The sequence below is a fragment of the Riemerella anatipestifer genome, assembly GCF_009932355.1.
GTDB classification, from domain to species: Bacteria; Bacteroidota; Bacteroidia; order Flavobacteriales; family Weeksellaceae; genus Riemerella; species Riemerella anatipestifer_E.
The window spans coordinates 198,395-217,382 of record NZ_LEKU01000005.1; the positions used below are offsets into that span (position 1 = coordinate 198,395).

15 protein-coding genes and 1 pseudogene are annotated in these 18,988 nt (G+C 34.3%); 6 read left to right on the forward strand and 10 right to left on the reverse strand.

Annotation, left to right across the window (positions count from 1 at the left end):
• Window positions 1-38 precede the first annotated feature (38 nt).
• Complete coding sequence (locus GXW81_RS02065; RefSeq protein ID WP_161530986.1) at window positions 39-1,061, forward strand: sensor histidine kinase; 1,023 nt, start codon at window positions 39-41, stop codon at window positions 1,059-1,061.
• Window positions 1,062-1,071: 10 nt separating this feature from the next.
• A complete protein-coding gene (locus GXW81_RS02070) occupies window positions 1,072-1,818 on the forward strand; it encodes a LytTR family DNA-binding domain-containing protein (RefSeq protein ID WP_161530987.1) in 747 nt (248 codons plus the stop codon).
• Here GXW81_RS02070 and GXW81_RS02075 read toward each other — a convergent pair.
• The 5 genes from GXW81_RS02075 to GXW81_RS02095 all read right to left on the reverse strand — a co-directional run bounded on the left by GXW81_RS02075 (window position 1,815) and on the right by GXW81_RS02095 (window position 7,904).
• On the reverse strand, window positions 1,815-2,171 hold the full coding sequence (locus tag GXW81_RS02075; RefSeq protein ID WP_161530988.1) for a DUF4870 domain-containing protein: 357 nt from the start codon (window positions 2,169-2,171) through the stop codon (window positions 1,815-1,817). The two genes, GXW81_RS02070 and GXW81_RS02075, sit on opposite strands and share 4 nt — an antisense overlap.
• 93 nt (window positions 2,172-2,264) lie before the next feature.
• Complete coding sequence (locus tag GXW81_RS02080; RefSeq protein WP_161530989.1) at window positions 2,265-3,440, reverse strand: CapA family protein; 1,176 nt, start codon at window positions 3,438-3,440, stop codon at window positions 2,265-2,267.
• A 109-nt stretch (window positions 3,441-3,549) separates the two neighbouring features.
• Window positions 3,550-4,272, reverse strand: coding sequence for a C40 family peptidase (locus tag GXW81_RS02085; RefSeq protein ID WP_161530990.1), 723 nt, complete (start codon window positions 4,270-4,272; stop codon window positions 3,550-3,552).
• A gap of 229 nt (window positions 4,273-4,501) precedes the next feature.
• Window positions 4,502-6,697, reverse strand: a complete 2,196-nt coding sequence (locus GXW81_RS02090) for a glutamine synthetase III (protein WP_161530991.1) — start codon at window positions 6,695-6,697, stop codon at window positions 4,502-4,504.
• 97 nt (window positions 6,698-6,794) lie between these two features.
• On the reverse strand, window positions 6,795-7,904 hold the full coding sequence (locus tag GXW81_RS02095) for a DUF3078 domain-containing protein (protein WP_161530992.1): 1,110 nt from the start codon (window positions 7,902-7,904) through the stop codon (window positions 6,795-6,797).
• 106 nt (window positions 7,905-8,010) lie between these two features.
• Here GXW81_RS02095 and GXW81_RS02100 point away from each other — a divergent pair, with 106 nt between their 5' ends.
• The gene (locus GXW81_RS02100) at window positions 8,011-8,775 is read left to right on the forward strand and encodes a rhomboid family intramembrane serine protease (protein ID WP_161531022.1); all 765 of its coding nucleotides are present in this window, start codon (window positions 8,011-8,013) and stop codon (window positions 8,773-8,775) included.
• Here GXW81_RS02100 and GXW81_RS02105 read toward each other — a convergent pair.
• Window positions 8,776-9,245 (reverse strand): annotated as a pseudogene (locus GXW81_RS02105) (YdeI/OmpD-associated family protein). It lies immediately after the preceding gene.
• 1 nt (window position 9,246) lies between these two features.
• Entirely contained in the window at window positions 9,247-9,954 is a 708-nt protein-coding gene (locus GXW81_RS02110; RefSeq protein ID WP_161531023.1) for a DNA alkylation repair protein, read from the reverse strand.
• Window positions 9,955-10,022: 68 nt separating this feature from the next.
• Here GXW81_RS02110 and GXW81_RS02115 point away from each other — a divergent pair, with 68 nt between their 5' ends.
• Together GXW81_RS02115 and GXW81_RS02120 are read left to right on the forward strand one after the other, a co-directional pair.
• Window positions 10,023-10,394, forward strand: coding sequence for a hypothetical protein (locus GXW81_RS02115; RefSeq protein ID WP_260393527.1), 372 nt, complete (start codon window positions 10,023-10,025; stop codon window positions 10,392-10,394).
• 106 nt (window positions 10,395-10,500) lie between these two features.
• Window positions 10,501-12,855, forward strand: coding sequence for a TonB-dependent receptor domain-containing protein (locus GXW81_RS02120; protein ID WP_161530993.1), 2,355 nt, complete (start codon window positions 10,501-10,503; stop codon window positions 12,853-12,855).
• A gap of 67 nt (window positions 12,856-12,922) precedes the next feature.
• Here the strand turns inward: GXW81_RS02120 and GXW81_RS02125 are convergent, their stop codons facing one another.
• The 3 genes from GXW81_RS02125 to GXW81_RS02135 form a co-directional block, all read right to left on the reverse strand.
• On the reverse strand, window positions 12,923-15,529 hold the full coding sequence (locus GXW81_RS02125) for a TonB-dependent receptor (protein ID WP_161530994.1): 2,607 nt from the start codon (window positions 15,527-15,529) through the stop codon (window positions 12,923-12,925).
• Window positions 15,530-15,757: 228 nt separating this feature from the next.
• A complete protein-coding gene (locus GXW81_RS02130; RefSeq protein ID WP_161530995.1) occupies window positions 15,758-16,585 on the reverse strand; it encodes a sulfurtransferase in 828 nt (275 codons plus the stop codon).
• 11 nt (window positions 16,586-16,596) lie between these two features.
• The gene (locus tag GXW81_RS02135) at window positions 16,597-17,229 is read right to left on the reverse strand and encodes an NAD(P)H-dependent oxidoreductase (protein WP_161530996.1); all 633 of its coding nucleotides are present in this window, start codon (window positions 17,227-17,229) and stop codon (window positions 16,597-16,599) included.
• A gap of 85 nt (window positions 17,230-17,314) precedes the next feature.
• Between GXW81_RS02135 and GXW81_RS02140 the strand changes: the two genes are divergently transcribed.
• Complete coding sequence (locus GXW81_RS02140; RefSeq protein ID WP_161530997.1) at window positions 17,315-18,922, forward strand: hypothetical protein; 1,608 nt, start codon at window positions 17,315-17,317, stop codon at window positions 18,920-18,922.
• The last annotated feature ends 66 nt before the right edge of the window (window positions 18,923-18,988 follow it).

An 18,988-nucleotide genomic window follows, 5' to 3' on the forward strand; every position in this document is an offset into this window, starting at 1 on the left:
GAAGAACTTTCCTCACCATCTTTTTCAAAATTTAACTTATGAAAACATTTTCTTTTAAAAATATACGCACTTTATTTATTGTAAGTGTACTTTCTGCCCTTTTCTTCTTTTTATTTGCTACACCTGAAAAAACAATTCATAACTTTTTTATTAGTTGGGCAATATCGCTTCTATATACATTTGGGTTTGGTATTACTAATGGCTTGCTAAACGAGTTTTTAGATAAAAAATACAATTGGACGACCCAACTTAAACCTAGACTTTTTGGGGGAATAATCGTGATTATTATTAATATTATTATTGCTTATGGGCTTAATTATTTCAATTTTGTAATTATTCAAGGAATGCCCGCAGAGGATTACTTTAGTGCCAAATCACATTCTGTAAATTTATTTATGGTTATCTTTGCTTTATTGATATCTTCTGTTCTTCACGCCTATGGTTTTATGAAAGCCTTGCAACAAAGCACTCAAGAGAAAATAGAAGTGCAGGAACAATTAGCCAAAGCCTCGGAGGCACAATTTCAAAGTTTAAAGACTCAGTTAGACCCGCATTTTCTGTTTAATTCTTTAAATGTCTTAACGGCGTTGATTGAGGAAAACCCACCGAAAGCCCAAAAATTCACGGAGGATATGTCTAAAATATACCGCTATGTTTTGGAACAAAGGGACAAAAAAACCGTAAGTGTTGCCGAAGAAATCAGCTTTGCAAAAACCTATGCCGAACTCCTTAAAACCCGTTTTGAAGACAGTGTTAATTTTAGTTTTGATATAAATCCCAACTTTGAAAATCATTTAGTAGTGCCATTGTCCTTACAATTATTGTTGGAGAATGTGATTAAACACAACTTTGCTACCACTCAAAAACCGTTGAATATTAAGGTTTATACCACCTCGTCTTATTTGATGGTAGAAAATAATTTACAAGCGAGAGAGATGTCCGCAGGTAGTACAGGCGTTGGATTAAAAAATATTCAACAACGCTACGCCTTACTCACGCATAAGGAAGTGAATATTGTTAAAAATGAAACTATTTTTCGTGTAGAAATCCCTTTGATATAATATTAAAAAAATGAAAGCAATTATTATAGAAGACGAACAATTAGCCGCAAGAAAGCTAAAACGAATGTTAGAGAAGTTTCCAGAGATAGAGGTAGTGGCAACTTTAGCTTCGGTAGAGGAAGGCGTTGATTATTTTAAAACACAATCACACCCTGACCTTATTTTTTCGGATATTATGTTAGGTGATGGGCTGTCTTTTGATATTTTCGAACAAGTGCCTACCAAAAGTTTTATTATTTATACTACGGCGTTTGACCAATATACTTTAAAGGCGTTTAAACTTAACTCTATTGATTATTTACTAAAGCCTTTTTCACAAGAGGATTTAGAACAAGCGATAGAGAAATTTCACTCCTTTCTTCCAAAAGAACAAGGCTACGAACAGCTAAATTTTAAAGAACTTATCCAAAAGAAAACACCTAAACTCACAAGAGTTGTAGCTAAAGTAGGATATAATTTAAAGGTATTGAGTATAGAAAATATTAGTTGTTTTTACAGCGAAAACAAAATCGTTTATGCTCAAACCGAGAACAGAGCTTATCCTACGGAATTTACTTTAGATGAGTTAGAAAAACTGTTAGATTTAAAGAAATTTTTCAGAGTTAGTAGACAATTTATTATCCATTTAGAGCATATTAAAAATATTAACACTTCCCCATACTACAAAGTGGAACTCAATCACCCGTTAGAGCAAGAAATTACAATAAGCAGAGAGCGAGTAAAACACTTTAAATCTTGGCTAGAAGGAGGATTTTAAATAAATCTAATAGTTAAAGGATATCTTACAGATTGATTATCTTTAGATTTAATAGCTTGTATAATAGGTGCTATAATCATAAGAAGTGCTATAATAGATATGAATAAAAAACCTATCAGAATAAAGCATAAAGGTATAGATACCAAAATGGATAGAAACATAGTGATTTGAAAGTTAATAACCTCTTTGCCTTGTTCATTTATTCCCTGTATTTCATCTTTTTTGAAAGCCCAAATTAAGATAGGAGCTATAAGCCCACCGAATCCTGTAATAAGATTAAATAATTGAGATAAATGTAGTAGAAACAACATATCTTTGTCTTCTTTCATTTGAGAAAAATTAAGGTTTTCCATTTTTATAAAGTTTTTTACGAAAATAACTAATTTATTTGATATTGAATAATCTTATAAAACTATTTAATAGCTAAAAAATAATACAAGAAGCTATTAATTGTATTTTGGGAGGATAAATCCGTTGCTGAATTCTAAGTTTGTTTCTGGGAAGTCCAGCTCTGTGAGTTCTTTTATTTTATAAAATGCTCTCTGTTCGTTATCTAATATAGGACCCCCTTTCCCTGTCTGAATTCCACTTATTACTTTCACTTTTACCAACTCTCCATTGGGTGCAAGTTGAATTCTGAGCATAGGTGCTAGAGCATTATCTCCTTTGAGGTTAAATTGTCCGTAAGTGCAAAAGTTTCCCAAACTATAAGCTATAAATTTATTTTTATACATTTCTACAGCTCTTATCACATGAGGACCGTGTCCTAATACCACATCTGCTCCTGCGTCTATCATTTGGTGGGCAAATTCGTAGACATTACCTCTATTTTGCTGATAAAAGATTTCTCTTTTTCTGGTGACCCTTTGGTGTTTAGCACCTTCTGCTCCTCCATGGAAACTTACAATCACAAAGTCATTATTTTTTCTAAGCTCCTTAACTATAGATATAGCGGTTTCTAGGTCATTCATATCTTGAGAGCCTGTATGAGGAGCAAATGCAGCAAACCCAACCTTTTTATTATTAGCTATTAGCTGAGTGTAGGGTTGAGCTTTAGACCCCGCAAAAGCTATTTCTAGCTGACGCAATGTGTTTTGAGACGATTCTATCCCTACTTGACCAAAATCTGCCATGTGATTGTTAGCTAGACTCAAAAGATTAAATCCGTAATCCTTGTAAATTTTAGCCATTTCAGTGGGTTGGCGAAAACAGAAAATATTATTTCCTTTTCCTTTAGGTGTACCTCCTGAATCTAAAAATACGCCTTCTACATTGGCAAATGCAACATTTGTATCCTTTATAAAAGGTTTAAATTCAGCCATTAGTTCTTTACCACCATCAGGAGGAAGAAAAGAAGGGTCTGGGAAATTAGAGCCAAACATGACATCTCCTACCGCAATAATATTCAAACTATCTTGATTTTGAACGGTTGCAGAGGGCGATATATTTGGCTCTATGTTATTTACTTGTGTAGTATTTGTTTTAGTTGAAATATCTACTTTATTATTGTGTTTTAAACCAGCTAAAATGTAATATATAGAAAAGCCTAGTAGTAATAAACCTATAGTAGCCCATAGGCTTTGTTTCCAAATTCTCATAGATTTATATTCAATAATGTTCATGGGGTAAATATAATAGATTTTTAAAAGATAGATACTATTTTATTAGCATAAAAAATCCGATATAACTATATCGGATTTTTATTATTTATATCAAATAAGTATTTAGTTTTTATAAAGAAGCTGCTTGTATATCTTGCTTTTTTTGTTGAGCTATTACCATTTCAGGTGTTAATATTCTTTTAGCAAATCTAAATCTAGATTTCCAGTAATTGCTGTTTAATGAAGAGAAGCTCACACCCTGAGAGGTAGAGGCGTGTATAAACTTCACATCACCTTCTGCGGTTACTTCATGGACAATTGCAACATGAGAAATTCTTCCTCTTCCTTGTGAGAAAAATAATAAATCTCCTTTTTGTAATTCTTCTTTCGATACTACTTCGCCCTCTTGTGCCTGTGCAGCAGCTACTCTAGGAAGGCTTATGCCAGTAACTTCGTTAAATACAGACAGTACAAATGCAGAACAGTCTATGCCACTTCTAGTAGTGCCTCCGTAACGGTAAGGGGTTCCTAAATAAGTACTCGCTTGATTAAGAATTTCGTCTATTGTTTGTGAGTGCTTAATAGCCTTCTCTATCTCGGCTTTAGTTTCTAAATTATTTACTCTTGCTAAAGTTGTTTTTGCTGCAACATAATTAGCTTCAGCTTCATCTTGGTAAAGAGATTTTTTTGCTGAAGTTAAACTTGCTTTGCTTATTTTAGGTACTTTGGTATTAGATTTGTACTCAGTGTTAGCATTAGAAGGAGTAGCTGTAACTACATAGTTACTTACACATGACTGTAAAGAAAAAGCGACTAAAGCTAATAAAACGTATACTAAATTTTTGTTTTTCATTTCTGACTTATTTTAGTAGTCCCTATTAAATAAAGAATTCTTTTTCTTTAAAAAGACCTTACAAAGGTAAGTAATCTATAGGGAACCTCTTTTTAGAGTGTTACAGGAGAATATATATTTTAACAGTTTTTAACATTATTATAGGGTTTGTTAAAATAAAAAACCACAGAAAACCTAAAAATAGGAGTTTCTGTGGTATTGATTTGTTAATATATTTTAACACCCTGCTCTATCTTGTGAAGAGGAGTTCTCTATATTTTGTCATTGGCCAAAGCTCATCATCTACCATCATTTCTAACTCATCTGATGCTTCACGAATGCCGTCAAACAAAGGTTTTACTTTTGAACAATAAGCTTCCGCTTGTTTCATACCGTGCAACTCTTTAGCTTTAGCTTTTTCTGAAAGAAGTTCATCTACGCCTAGTTTTATTTTGGATACATTTTTAGAAATTTCGGAGATGAGGTTTAGTTGCTCTTTTGCGAGAATCTTGTACTCTTTTTCAGGGAAGATTTCTTTTAATCCTTTAACATTTTCTATTAGTCTATTTTGATAGTTAAGTGCGGCAGGGATAATATGATTTCTTGCAATATCTCCTAATACTCTAGCTTCAATGTCTATTACGGTAGAATATTTTTCTATCTTGATTTCGTTTCTCGCTTGGAACTCTCTTTTTGAATAAATTCCGAGTTCTTCATAAAGTTGTACAAACTTATCGTTTAATTCATTTTTAAGAGCTTCAGGTGTAGTTTTTAAATTGTTAAGACCTCTTTTCTTTGCTTCTTTTTCCCATTCTTCAGAATAGCCATCGCCTTCAAAAATGATATTTTTAGACTGTTTTACATATTCTCTTAATACATTAAATATCGCTTCATCTTTTTTAAGACCTTTTTCAATCAGCGCATCTACTTCTTTTTTGAAAACGCCTAGTTGTTTAGCCATAATTACATTCATTACCGTCATTGGTTCGGCACAGTTTGCAGAAGAACCTACGGCACGAAGTTCGAATTTATTTCCTGTAAAAGCGAATGGAGAGGTTCTGTTTCTATCGGTATTGTCCAATAAAATCATTGGAATTTTCCCTACAACATTTAGTTTTAAATCTGTTTTTTCTTCAGGAGATAATTTTCCGAAAGTTACTTTTTCAAGTTCGTCGAGAACGCCTGAAAGCTGACTTCCTATGAAAGCGGAAATAATGGCAGGTGGGGCTTCGTTTGCTCCTAAACGGTGGTCGTTACTTGCAGAAGCGATGCTTGCTCTAAGTAAATCTGCATAGTCATGAACGGCTTTTAAGGTATTTACAAAAAATGTTAAAAATTGTAAGTTCTTTTTAGGGTTTTTACCTGGGCTTAAAAGGTTTTCTCCAGTATCTGTGCTTAGAGACCAGTTGTTGTGTTTTCCGCTACCATTAACTCCAGCAAAAGGCTTTTCGTGGAATAAAATATGGAAGTGATGTTTGTGTGCTACTCTCGCCATAACATCCATCAAAAGTGAGTTGTGGTCTACAGCGACATTGGCTTCTTCAAACATCGGAGCGAGTTCAAATTGGTTAGGAGCTACCTCGTTGTGTCTTGTGGTAACAGGTATTCCTAGCTTCATACATTCTATTTCTAGCTCCTTCATAAAGTTCATTACTCTAGTAGGAATGGAACCAAAATAATGGTCGTCTAGTTGTTGCCCTTTAGCAGGAGAGTGTCCTAAAAGGGTTTTTCCTGTAATTACAAGGTCTGGTCTAGATTGATAAAGAGCTGTGTCTACTAGAAAATATTCTTGTTCCCAACCAAGAGTAGCGGTAACTTTATTTACATTTTTATCAAAATAAGCTTTACACACCTCAGTCGCTGCCATATCTATAGCGTGTAGAGCTTTTAGAAGAGGTGTTTTGTAGTCAAGAGTTTCTCCTGTATAAGAAATGAAAATAGAAGGAATACATAAGGTGGTTCCCATAATAAAGGCAGGAGAAGTTGGGTCCCAAGCAGTGTAACCTCTAGCTTCAAAAGTATTTCTTATTCCTCCGTTAGGAAAAGAAGAAGCGTCTGGCTCTTGCTGAATAAGCATACTTCCGTTAAATCTCTCAATAGCTCTACCATCTCCTATAGGAGTGAAAAAGCTATCGTGCTTTTCTGCTGTAGCACCTGTAAGTGGCTGAAACCAGTGAGTGTAATGTGTAACACCTTTGCTCATAGCCCAATCTTTCATGGCTACTGCAACTTGGTCTGCAATGTGGTGTTCTATCTTAGAACCCATTTTCATTGCATCTAAAATAGAATTGAAGGCCTCTTTGGTTAAGTATTTTCTCATAGTTTCTACGGAAAATACATTTTGGCAAAATAAATCTGATAATTTAGTAGGTACATCTATAGCGTTAGATCTTCTATAGTCCCTAAACGGAAGCTCTGATAAGGCTTTAAATCTTAAAGTTGACATATTTTGTAATTTTAGATGGGGCTAAATTACAAAAAAATCAATTATAAAGTTAATGCACCCTATAAAATTTAGGGGTATTTGTTTTAAAATAGTATTTTTATCTAAACTCGTAGGGTTTTAAAATCTTTTTTTGAGGTATTTTACCTTTTTCATCTGCTCCAAAGTTATAGGTAAGACCTATGCCCAAGGTTTGTTTCATTTGTAGTTTTTGTACCTGATCATGGTCATAAAGTAGATTTACCATTACCATAGTCGTAATAAATTTACTGAACTTAAGGTTAAGGGTTCCTGTATAGTTGATATCTACTCTTTCTGGGTGATAGAGGTAGTTGGTAAAAAAGCCTATTTGGTTAACTAGGTTGATGTCTTTATAAATTTTAAGTCTATACAAAGCGGTAAGCATCGCACCGAGCTCTGTTCTTACTGATTGTCCATCTTTTTCTAAACCATATCTGCCTGCTCGCTGTAACTCTTTATCCAAAACAAAAGTAAGTTTTGTGTTTGCAGGACGGAAGATTACTTGAAAGTTTTCATTTGGGTTATAAGAAATACCCATACCCGCATTGATATACCCTGGAGCCATGAATTTTGAAATCCTATTCTCGTAGGAAGGTTTAGGTGTAATTGCGTAATTATACCCTGGCATAAATTGAGTTAAAAACTGAGCTCCTATAGATAAGTAATAGTTTCCTCCTATTTCGTAGCCATAGTTGCTCATAATATTAAGGTAGTCATCGGTTTTTCTTGCTGCTTGGTTTTGAGTTGAAACCATACCGTATCCCATTCTTACAATGTTTTCCCAATAATGGTTTCTATTTTTATAGCTTAAGTTATAGTCTATATTTCCTATGACTCCAATACTGTTATTTCCCCCAGAGTTCCAATTGGAAAAGCTAGATTGATTAAAAACCAAAGTATTCTGTCCCCAAAAGTACCATTTCTGAGGAGTGTCCATTTTTAGAAATTTATAGGGAGTTACAGGGATATCTTCCTTAATGCTCTTGGGTGGAGATGAGGGGATTAAGGTATCTATTTTATAGGATTTAAGGGCAACTAAATGCTCTTTACTAAAGCTATCTATGTCTATGATATTGGATTCCCAATGCTTGTTGCTTATAGAATCTATTAGCTTTTTATTATGCTGTATTTGTCCTAGCACAAAAGTATGACAAATTGATAAAATAAAAAGGGCTAAATGTTTTAGCATTAGTAATTTATTTATAAATTTAGTACAAAAATAGGACAGTTTTTCTATTTACGAAAAATAAAGTCTCTTTTTTTGGTTTGGCAAAACATTTGTGACGAAAACCGACATGTTTAAAAATGAATCTTTTCGCTCTATAAAAGTGCCAATTGTAGTATTGTCAGCCATATGGATTGGGTTTTTATTACAATCCGTGGGCTTAGTGGAGCATTGTCAGGGAGCACTAATTCCGTTAGCTCCAGAAGGACTAAAGGGTGTTTTATTTTCTCCTTTTTTACATTCTGGGCTAGAGCATATATGGAGTAACTCTGTTCCTCTAGGTGTTTTACTTTTTTTATTATACGAATTTTATCCCAAAATAGCAAATGTTATTTTCTTATTGGGCTGGTTGTCTACGGGTTTTTTGGTTTGGCTTACACCTCAGGTAGACTTATTTACAGGAGAAATGCATTATACCTGTATTATAGGAGCTAGTGGTATTGTCTATATGTTAGCTTTCTTCTTATTCTTTAGTGGAATTTTTAGATGGAATATGAAATTACTCACCATTTCTCTCCTTGTAGCTTTGTATTATGGAAGTTTAATTTGGGGAATTTTTCCTGAAGAATTCTTTTCTCAACTAGACCAGCCCAGCCAAATCTCATGGCAGTCTCATTTAGTAGGAGCGATAGTGGGTGTTGTTTTAGCTTTTATGTATAGAAAACAAGGCGAAAAGAAAAGCCGATTTATATGGCAGTACCCTAATTATTACAGTGAAAAAGACGATAAGCTTTGGCAAGCCTACAAAGCAGAACATCCCGAAGATTTTGAGGAGCTCCCAAAGCTGAATGAACCTGATATATGGGAAGAACTTAATAGATTGCGTAGGCAGTAACTATTTATTTTTGGTTTCCTCTAAAATAATGGAAGGTAGTTGCTGTTTTCTTCTTTCTTTAGTTTCTTCTTTTTTGGCAGAAGTAATCCATAGCATTAGCTCTTTTTTCGAGTGTACGACAACTTGTCATAAGCTAATTTTACTTCAGGATAAGCATTAAATATAGTTAATACTTCCTCTGGTATAACAACAACTCGTTCCTCTAAATCTTGCTGAAGGCTTACCTCTACAGTGTCTCCAAAGGTTTTATTTAATGATGCTCTAATTTCTTTAGTTAAAATTAAAAAATGGTAGGATTTGCCCATTTTAGCAAGACTTCCTCGGTATGGCACTTTATTGTCAAATAGCACTTTTACCTTTACTTGCCCTTTCTTTCCAAAAAGTTCCTCGGTGGAAAAAGGGAAGACAACATAGCCAGCATTGTCCGTTCCGTGTTGGATAATTTCTGCGATGAAGTTAATAGTTTCCATATTAAATATTTCCTTTTAGAAACTCTTGTCTTAGAGGTTCATCTAGTTTTTCTATGGCATATCTTAGAGTAGTTCTTGGCATAGCGGTATAGTGCTGTTTGAGGAACTCTAATAATACTTCTTCGTTTCTTTTGCCTAGTTCTCTCAACATCCAACCATTAGCTTTATGCATTAAGTCGTGAGGGTGGTTAAGGTGTTTCAAGATGAGTTTTTGAGGGAGAGAATACTGCTTTTTTCGTATGTAATAAAGCATTGATACTACTGCAATTCTATTATGCCACAAATTTTTAGAATTGGATAGACTGTCCAAAAGATATTCAGCATCGTTATCAAAACAATATCTGCCCAAAAGTTTATAAGCGGAAGTATCTACCAAATCCCAATTATTAACACCTTCAAGGTTTGATAAATAAAAATCCACCAGCTCTTTTCGTTTTGAAGGTGTTTTTTCAAATTTTAGCACGAGCATAAGCAGTGCTGTCAATCTATGCTCATGTATTTTTGACTGTAGGAGTTGCTTAATATCTTCCAAAGAAACCGTTTGCCAAAACGCTTTTGCAACTTGTCTTTGGTCTGGTACTGTAACCCCAATAAATTGGTCTCCTTCGGCGTATTCTCCTTTATTCGCTTTAAAGTATTTAAGACTAAATCTAGCCTTTTGCTCATCGGATAAATCTTTGAGGGCTTGTTTAATTTCTTGTAAAATCATTTTGCAAATGTAGTAGATTATAGGATACATTCATTTAAAAAAAATAATGACTATATTTGTTCTGTCAAATGAGTAAAAAAATCCACATATTGTTTTTGCTACTGTGTTTAGGTATTTTTATTTTTCCTAAGCAGAACAGTTATGCAAGTATGACGAAAGTGGTGCAAGTAGAGTCTTCTAACTGTTGTGGAAAGGAGCATTCTAAGGAGTGTTGTTCTACTCATTCTAAAGGAGAAAATCAGCATCAAAACCCTTGTGGAACGGATTGTAATAAATGCCCTAATGTTTATTCATTTAATCAATTAGTCTATTCCTTGGATACCACTCAATGGGTGGCTTTATGTCATTTAAAATTTCATAAAAAACCAAATACTCATTATTTCAGATTTATTCCTACTAAGCCTTTAGTAGAGATTTGGCAACCACCCAAAATAGGTTAATTTATTAAGTGTTTTTTAGGTAAGATAATCCTAAAAATAGCAGTTAAAATATCGTTTCGTTAAATAATGAAATGATAATGTTTCGTATAAATTAAACCTAAAATCAATGAAAAATAGATTAAAAGGAGCAATGCTAATTGTTCTAATATTGGTGTTTGCCAATCATATAAAAGCACAAATTCAAAACCCTAAAACAGGAACAGCCATAGTATTAGGCAATTGTGGTATGTGTAAGACAACCATAGAAAAAGCAGCTAATGAGGAAAATATAGTGGAAGCCGTTTGGGATAAAGAAAAGAAAATTCTTACTTATACTTATGATTCTAAAAAGACTTCAAAAGAAAAAATTCTCAAAAAAATTGCAGAAGTAGGGTATGATAATGAGCTATATAGAGCAGATGAGGATACTTATAAGAAACTCCCTCAATGCTGTTTATACACTAGACGACTTTCTAATACTACACCAAAATCTGAGGGAGATTCTATTCAGAAAGATGACCATCATCAAAAAGCGAAGCAAATAGATGAGGTTGTGGTTACCAAAGTAGGAGAGGCTACATCACTAAATAAAAAAGAGGTGGGTTTAACGTTTAATATTTCTTCTAAAGAACTTCTAAAAGCCGCTTGTTGTAATCTCTCCGAAAGTTTTGAGACCAATGCAACGGTAGATGTCGCTTTTACCAACGCTGTAACAGGGACAAAACAACTTAGAATGCTAGGTTTGGAGCAAAAATATACCGCTCTTACCAAAGAACTTTTACCTGAAATAAGAGGGCTAGCGACCGCTTATGGGCTTAATTTTATTCCTGGTAGATGGATTGGTGGTATACAGCTTACCAAAGGAGGAAGTACCGTGGTTAGTGGCTACGAGGGTATTACGGGGCAAATTAACACAGAGTTAGTCAAGTTTAACCAAAAACCAAAAACAGAGCTTAATTTTTTTGCTGATGAAAATGGGCGTACAGAGTTTAACCTCGTTAATACTTCGTTGCTTTCTGAACATTGGAATCAGTCTATTTTAGTACACGCTAATGGAACTTTTCCAGAAATGGACAGAAATAAAGATGGATTTTTAGACCAACCTAAAGGTCATCAACTTAATGTAACTTACCTGTTGAACTATACTGATTTAGACCATACGGGTTGGGGCAATCATTTGGGACTGAATGTGGTTAAAGATGAAAGGAAGGCTGGGCAGGTTGGTTATGATTGGACAAAAACTCAAGACCAACAAAGTCTTTATGGCGTAGGTGTTGATATTTCTAGGTTTCAAATTTGGAATAAAACAGGTTATGTTTTTAAAGGAAAGCCTTATCAAAGCTTAGGATTTATCAATCAGTTTACCTATCATCAGCAGGATAGCTTTTTCGGAAAGAGAACTTATTTTGGAAAACAGCAATCTTTCTATTCCAATTTAATTTTTGAGAGCATTATTGGCAATACCAATCACAAGTATAAAGTGGGAGGGAGCTTTTTGCATGATGCCTATGACGAATGCTATTTAGCTCAAAATTTTATAAGGACAGAGCGGGTAGCAGGGGCGTTTGCAGAATATACCCTCACGGGAGCGGTTTACACTTTGGTGGCTGGGTTGAGGTCTGATTTCCATAATTTGGCAGGAACACAACTTTCTCCTAGATTGAATTTTAAGTATGATATTAACGATAAAACCATTGTAAGGCTAAGTGCAGGGAGAGGATTTAGAACGGCTAATATCTTTGCAGAAAATCAAAACTTTTTTGCCTCTAATAGGGCAATAGAGGTGCTGAATCCTAACGGAAAAGTTTATGGACTTTCTCCAGAAATTGCATGGAACTACGGACTAAGTTTGCAGAAAGATTTTAAACTTTTTAAGAGAAAGGCTTCATGGCTAACAGATGTTTTTCGCACGGATTTCCAAAATCAGGTCATTGTGGATTTAGACTACTCTCCTCAAAAAATGCTTTTTTATAATTTAGAAGGCAAGTCTAGGGCGTTGGCTTTCCAAACACAGTTGGATTTTAGCCCAGCCAACAGATTAGATTTTAGGTTCGCTTATAAGTATTATGATGTATGGGCAGATTATCTAGAGGGAAGACGGGAAGTTCCATTTATGGCAAAACACAGAGGGTTTATCAATGTGGCATATTCTACGGTAAAAAACAGTAAACAGGCTTACTGGAATTTAGATGCCACTTTGCAGTGGGTTGGTGTTCAAAGGTTGCCTAATACTTACCAAAACCCAGAAGAATACCAAAACAAAGCGTTTACGAAGCCTTACGCTCTACTGAATGCTCAAATATCAAGATTTTTTAATCGTAATATTAGATTGTATTTAGGGGCAGAAAACTTAACTTCCTATACTCAAAAACGCCCAATCATAGATGCTAAAAATCCTTTTGGTAACTACTTTGACGGTGGAATGATTTATGCCCCCATTATGCCTACCAACTTTTATACGGGTATAGATGTGAGTTTTTAGGATTTCTACAAGCAAAAAACCAATGCATATGCATTGGTTTTTTCATCTTATTAAGATTTTTATTTTCTTAGAATGTAAAGCTTACAGAAGCAGACCATGTTCTTCCGAAGCCAAAGAATACTTCATTAGATGTATCTAAACCTTTATAAGTGTTGTTTTTCAGATAAGCATCATACTGTTGCTGTGCAGTAACTCCAGTAGTGGTATTGTCTTTAAAGTCAGCTACTGTTTTAGTATGGTTGTTAGTTCTTGCTTCAGCAATGTAAGTGGTATCAAAAACATTATAAACATTACCTCTGAAAGTAAATGCATTTCTATTATTTAGCTTTAACTTATAAGAAAGCCCTAAGTCCATCAGGTTATAACTAGGTAGTTTAAGAGAGCCCTTATGATTAGCTACAGTAAAGTTGCTAGGGTTGATATCAGCATACAAATTGTCTACATATCTCCAGTCAGCGTTTAAAGATAAATCTTCTACTGGTCTAATTGCTAATCCTAAGCTAGTTGTTAATTGAGCTGAGTTTCCTACTTTCACATTATCTAGATAAAGTGTAATTTGATCTACAGCTTTATTATTAGCTCCTAAAATAGGTGAGTTGCTATCATCAAAATAACTTGCAGAAACATTTCCTTTATACTGCCAGTTTCCTGCAGAGAACATACCAACTAGTGATATTAGCTTGGAAACTTTATATTCCATATCTACCTCTATACCCTTGTGTACTTGGGTAACCCCAAAAATACTAGCAGTTCCTTGTATAGTTTGTGTTTTACCACTAGCATCTTTTAATACAGGATAGTTTCCTTGAGCATCTGGAGTCGCCTTATAATCGTATAAATTAAAGGTGTTTCTAGTAGAAATTACTCTATCTCCCCAGTGCGTTCTATAAAGATTCAAGTTAGCATTGAAATTGTTAGATCTAAAGCTGTATCCTACTTCTGTTCCAAATATTTTTTCATTAGTAAGATTAGGGTTTAGGTAGTTTCTGTTGTTAGGATACACTGCATCAAAGAAAGGTTGTCTTTCGTAGTAGCCTACATTAGCAAAAACATTATGATTTTCGTTAATATTGTAGTTAGCACCTGTTTTTACATTAAAACCAATAAGGTTGTTAAATCCTGTTTTGGTTTTCATTGCAGAATTAGGATTTGTAGCTACCGCTAATGTTCCTGGTAGTAAAAAGTGGTCTATTCTTTGGAATGATTGGTTAGACAAGGAACCTTGGAAGAATGCAGATAGTTTATCACTAGTATATTCTAACTGACCAAATACACCTCCCCAAAGAACTTCACCATCATTGTTATAAGAAATAGCCTCATGGTTTATTTTAGCAAAAGGATTCCACGGTGCTCTATCCGCGTAAGTTGTTGTAAGTTGTCTAGTAGGGTTAGCTAAACTCTTATTGGATGTATCTGTGTAGTAATTAGCTCCTAACAAATCGTTTAGTACTTGATAGTGCATTCCCTTATAATATCTACCATCTAAACCAACACTCATTTTTAAATTAGAATTAAATTTGTGAGTGAAGTTGGTTAAGAAACCATACCAGTCATGTTGATTGATACCAGATCTTCTAAGAATTTTAGGAGAATTAGGGTTGGCAGAGTTATCCGCTACCATTTGGTCTATATTTAATTGACCGTTAGTCATTCTATATCCTTCTAAATTTCTTGCAATAAGAGGGCTGGTTCCACCACCACCTCTTCCCCAAGAGCCGTAGATTACAGTTGCTAAATCATTGTTAGAATTAATCTTCCAGTTCCAGTTAAACATAGCTACTGGTTTGTGGTAATAGTTTACCCACCAAGCATATTTTTCTCCATTAAGATAACCCCAGTCAGCGTTGTAGCGTCTGTTAGGTTTTCCATCTGTACTATATTTTATGTAATCAGCAATGGTAATTTGGTTTCTTCTTTGTTCGTGCCATTGTGGAGCACCTGTAATTGTAAATTGGAAATCGTGAGCTTTATTAGGTTGAAATCCTAATGCAAAGTAATAGTTATATCCTTCAAAATCAGTTCCATCAGCGTACATTGCTCCAGCTGTTCTACTCATCAAGAAAGAAGAAGACCATCCTTTTTCATTTTTACCTGTGTTGTATGAGAATAAAGACTTGTGATAACCATCATTACCTACGCCTACACTTACTATTCCCTGTTGTTTTTTGTCAGCTGCTCGTGAAACAATGTTAATAGTTCCCCCTACAGAAGCGATAGCTAACTTGGAAGCTCCAAGACCTCTCTGGACCTGCATTGCAGATGTAACATCAGAAAGCCCAGCCCAGTTAGACCAGTATACTTTGCCGTTTTCCATATCGTTAACAGGCATACCGTTAATCATTACAGCAATGTTTTCTTGAGCAAAACCTCTAATGTTTATTCTAGAGTCTCCGAAGCCACCACCACTCTTTGTTGCATAAACAGATGGTGTGGAGTTAAGAATTTCAGGGAATTCTTGATTACCCAACTTTTCTACGATTTTAGACTCTTTAATAGTGGAAACAGCTACAGGTGTTTTTCTGTCTTTGGCAATATCTGCTACTCCTGTAAGAACTACGGTCTCAATATCTTTAGACCTTGCTGAATCTTTTACTGACTGTGCGAAATAAACGCTTGCAGTAGAGAGTGTTACTACGGCTGTAAATGCCGTCTTTCTTAAAGCATTAATTTTCATAAGATTTATTATATCTAAAAAATAAGTTTTTCGGTGGCAAATATCGTTAATTATTCTTTAACTAATTTTAACTTTATGTTAATTTTTTTAATTGAATTTAAGAAAAAGGTGTTTTTGAGTTTAAGCTATTGATTTTTAATTGTTTATTTATTTTGTTTTTTGTTGAGTTAAATTATGTATAGTATAATTTTACCCTCCCTTTTTTGTTAAAAAGTTAATAAAAAAAGTCTAAATAGTTCCGATAGGTAGGTTGTTTCGGCTCCATTCACTCCAAGAACCTACATAAAGCATGGGTGGTTGCAATCCAGCATGAGACATTGCCAAAAGTGTATGGCATGCGGTAACTCCCGAACCACAGTGTGCTACTACTTTCTTTAAATCTCTCTTTTTGAGTAGAGTGTTGTAAAGTGTTTTTAATTCTTCAGAGGTTTTAAAGAGCCCTTCAGGTGTCAAATTTTCACTAAAGGGAATATTGATTGCATTCGGGATATGTCCAGCGATGAGGTCAATAGGTTCAGCTATACCTTTATATCTCGTGGCGTCTCTTACATCTATAATGGTGTAAGTTGGGTCTTCATATATCTCTTTCATAAAAGAAATATCAGCTAAAGGGAGTTGCCACTGGTCTACTTTAATGGTATCCTCTGAGGGGGTAGGTTTTGTGATTTCTGCTGATATAGGATAGTGGTTTTGCTTAGCATGAGCTAACCCTCCACTAAGTACCTGAACCTTTTCAATGCCCACAGCATTCAACATCCACCAGAATCTAGCGGCAGCATTTGCTCCGTTTTGGTCGTCATAGATAACAATGTGGCTTTTCTTGGTAATACCTAAGTTACGAATTAATTCTAAGAATTTATCCATAGGAGGTAACGGGTGTCTGCCTCCTATAGCGGGGTTTATGGGAACCTCTGCTAAATCTTTATCTAAATCTACATATAATGCATCTTTAAGATGCTCCTCCGTGTATTTACGAAAATTATTACCTGTATTTATTAGGATAATATTTGAGGCGTCTAAATTTTGTAGTTCTTCTACTGAAATAATAGGAGACATTAGAGGAATAATTATTTAATGTATTGAAATAAATCTTCAGAAGGTTTTCTTATTTTTTTACTACGTTGAAATAAATCATCATGGGCTCTATAACCTAATGCTAAACATACCGTAGGAATTTCCTTAGAAGAGTCTATGTCTAAAATTTCTGCTACTTTATGAGCGTCGAATCCCTCCATAGGGCAAGTATCTACTCCTTCTAAAGCAGCTGAGAATATAAAGTTGCTTAGTAATATATAAGCTTGTTTTTCATTCCAATAAGGTAGAGTTTCGCTGTTGTGCCTATTGATATAGCCTTCTACACTACTTCTGAAAGGCTGTAATGCTTCTAATGGAGCTTGACGCTCTTTGGAAATTAGGTTAAAGTAACTATCTACATAGTTTTTCTCTAACTCCTTTTTAGAAATAATGACTAATAAATGCGAACAAGTAGAAGTCTGTGAAGGGTTATAAAAAGCTGAAGCTAAATCTTCTTTTTTTGAAGGGGAAGAAATAACTAAAACTCTATAAGGTTGCAGCCCTAGAGAACTTGCAGATAGTCTACCTGCTTCTAATATACGACTTAGGGTATCCTCTGTAACTTTTTTTTCAGTATCAAATTTTTTTACAGAGTAGCGTTTGTTGAGTGCGTCTATATAATTCATTTAGCAAATATATAAACATTTCTGTAAAAGCACAGTTATTTGTATTTCTCATTTACACCTATATTTGCAGATATAAAATACAAAAATGCAGAGCCTAAAAACTTTTTTTTATTTCCTATGCCTACTGTGGTGTACCATAGGCTTTGCACAAGATAAAAAATATTTTTTACACGATACTGCCACTAAGAAAACAGTTATAAAAAAAGATTCACTTTCTGCAGTTAAGTTTTTAGATTCATTGGTAGAAAATAAGTATTACTTCACAAAGCTACTCAAAGCAGAAAAAACTGGTAACAGGATTGATATTTATTTCGATAAAGGACAAAATTATCAGCAAGTTTTAGTAAAATTACCAGATTCCATAGCGAGTGAATTAGGCTTGAAAGGTACATTTATTACCACGAATCTAGATTCTCTAAAAAATACTATCAATAAAATTTATTTAGAAAAAGGTTTTGCATTTAATCGGGTTAAATCTAACTTTTTAGGTTTAGATGCTACAGGTAAACCAATCGCTAGTATTTCTATAATTAAAGATAAAAAAAGAGTAATAGATGCTTTCAAAATAAAAGGCTACGATAAAGTGCCAAAACGATTTGTTTATAATTTAGAAAAGGAGTTTAAGGGAAAACTGCACCACTCTACCCAACTGATGGCTATACATAAACGGTTACAAAATCATAGTTTTGTTCTGTTAGAAAGACCACCTCAGACACTATTTACGCCAGATTCTACACAAGTATTTTTATTTTTACAAAAAAAGAAAAACAATAGTTTTGATGGTGTTTTAGGATTTGGTAATAACCAGTCCGAAAAACTAACGCTTAATGGGACGCTTAACTTTAACCTGAAAAACATATTTAATAGCTTTGAAACACTCAATCTTTTTTGGCAAAGGACGCCTAATAGTGGGCAAACCTTTGATGTAGGTGTAGAGGTGCCTTATTTGTTTAATTCCGATATAGGTACTCAGTTTAAAATGTCTGTTTTTAGGCAAGATTCTACTTTTGCTCACGTTAAAATTCAGCCGAGTTTGTATTACCAGTGGAAATTTAGGCATAAGATTGGTGTTAGAGGGAGTTTTGAATTGTCTTCGGTACTTTCCGAAACTTACAGTTTGGCAAGAGAGTTTAGCCGAAAAGGCGTGGGGCTTTGGTATGACTATACTGAAAATAGCGACAATGAACTAATGCCATACCTTATGAAAATAAATGCTGAAGCGGATATACTGAATACTCAATATACAGATAGTAAGGCTTCGCAGTGGCGTTATAGGATTTTTGCGGAACGAAACATTAACCTCAAGGGGAAACATTACCTCAATTTGCATTTCAATTCCGCTCGGTTGCAGACTAGAGAAGCATTGTCTATAAATGAATTATATAGGATAGGCGGTTGGAACTCGTTAAGAGGGTTTAACGAGGAAGGTTTACTTACAAACGCTTATTTATATGGTGGTGCAGAGTATCGTTATTTGGTAGGGCAGCAAGCTTTTTTTGATGTTTTCGGGCAACTGGCTCAAGTAAGGGCTTCTAGTGGTATTCATAACTATTTTTATAGCGTAGGTACAGGGTTTAATTTTAGATTACCTCTCGGTATTATGAGTTTTCAAATCTCTAATGGTACGGCTTTTGGTAGTCCTTTTAGGTTTAAAGATGTTAAAATACATTGGGGATTAGTAACTAGGTTTTAAACAAGTGATTAAATGAAGGATTGAGATAAGAATTAAAAATTGTATCTTTGTAACCCTTTTTTAATT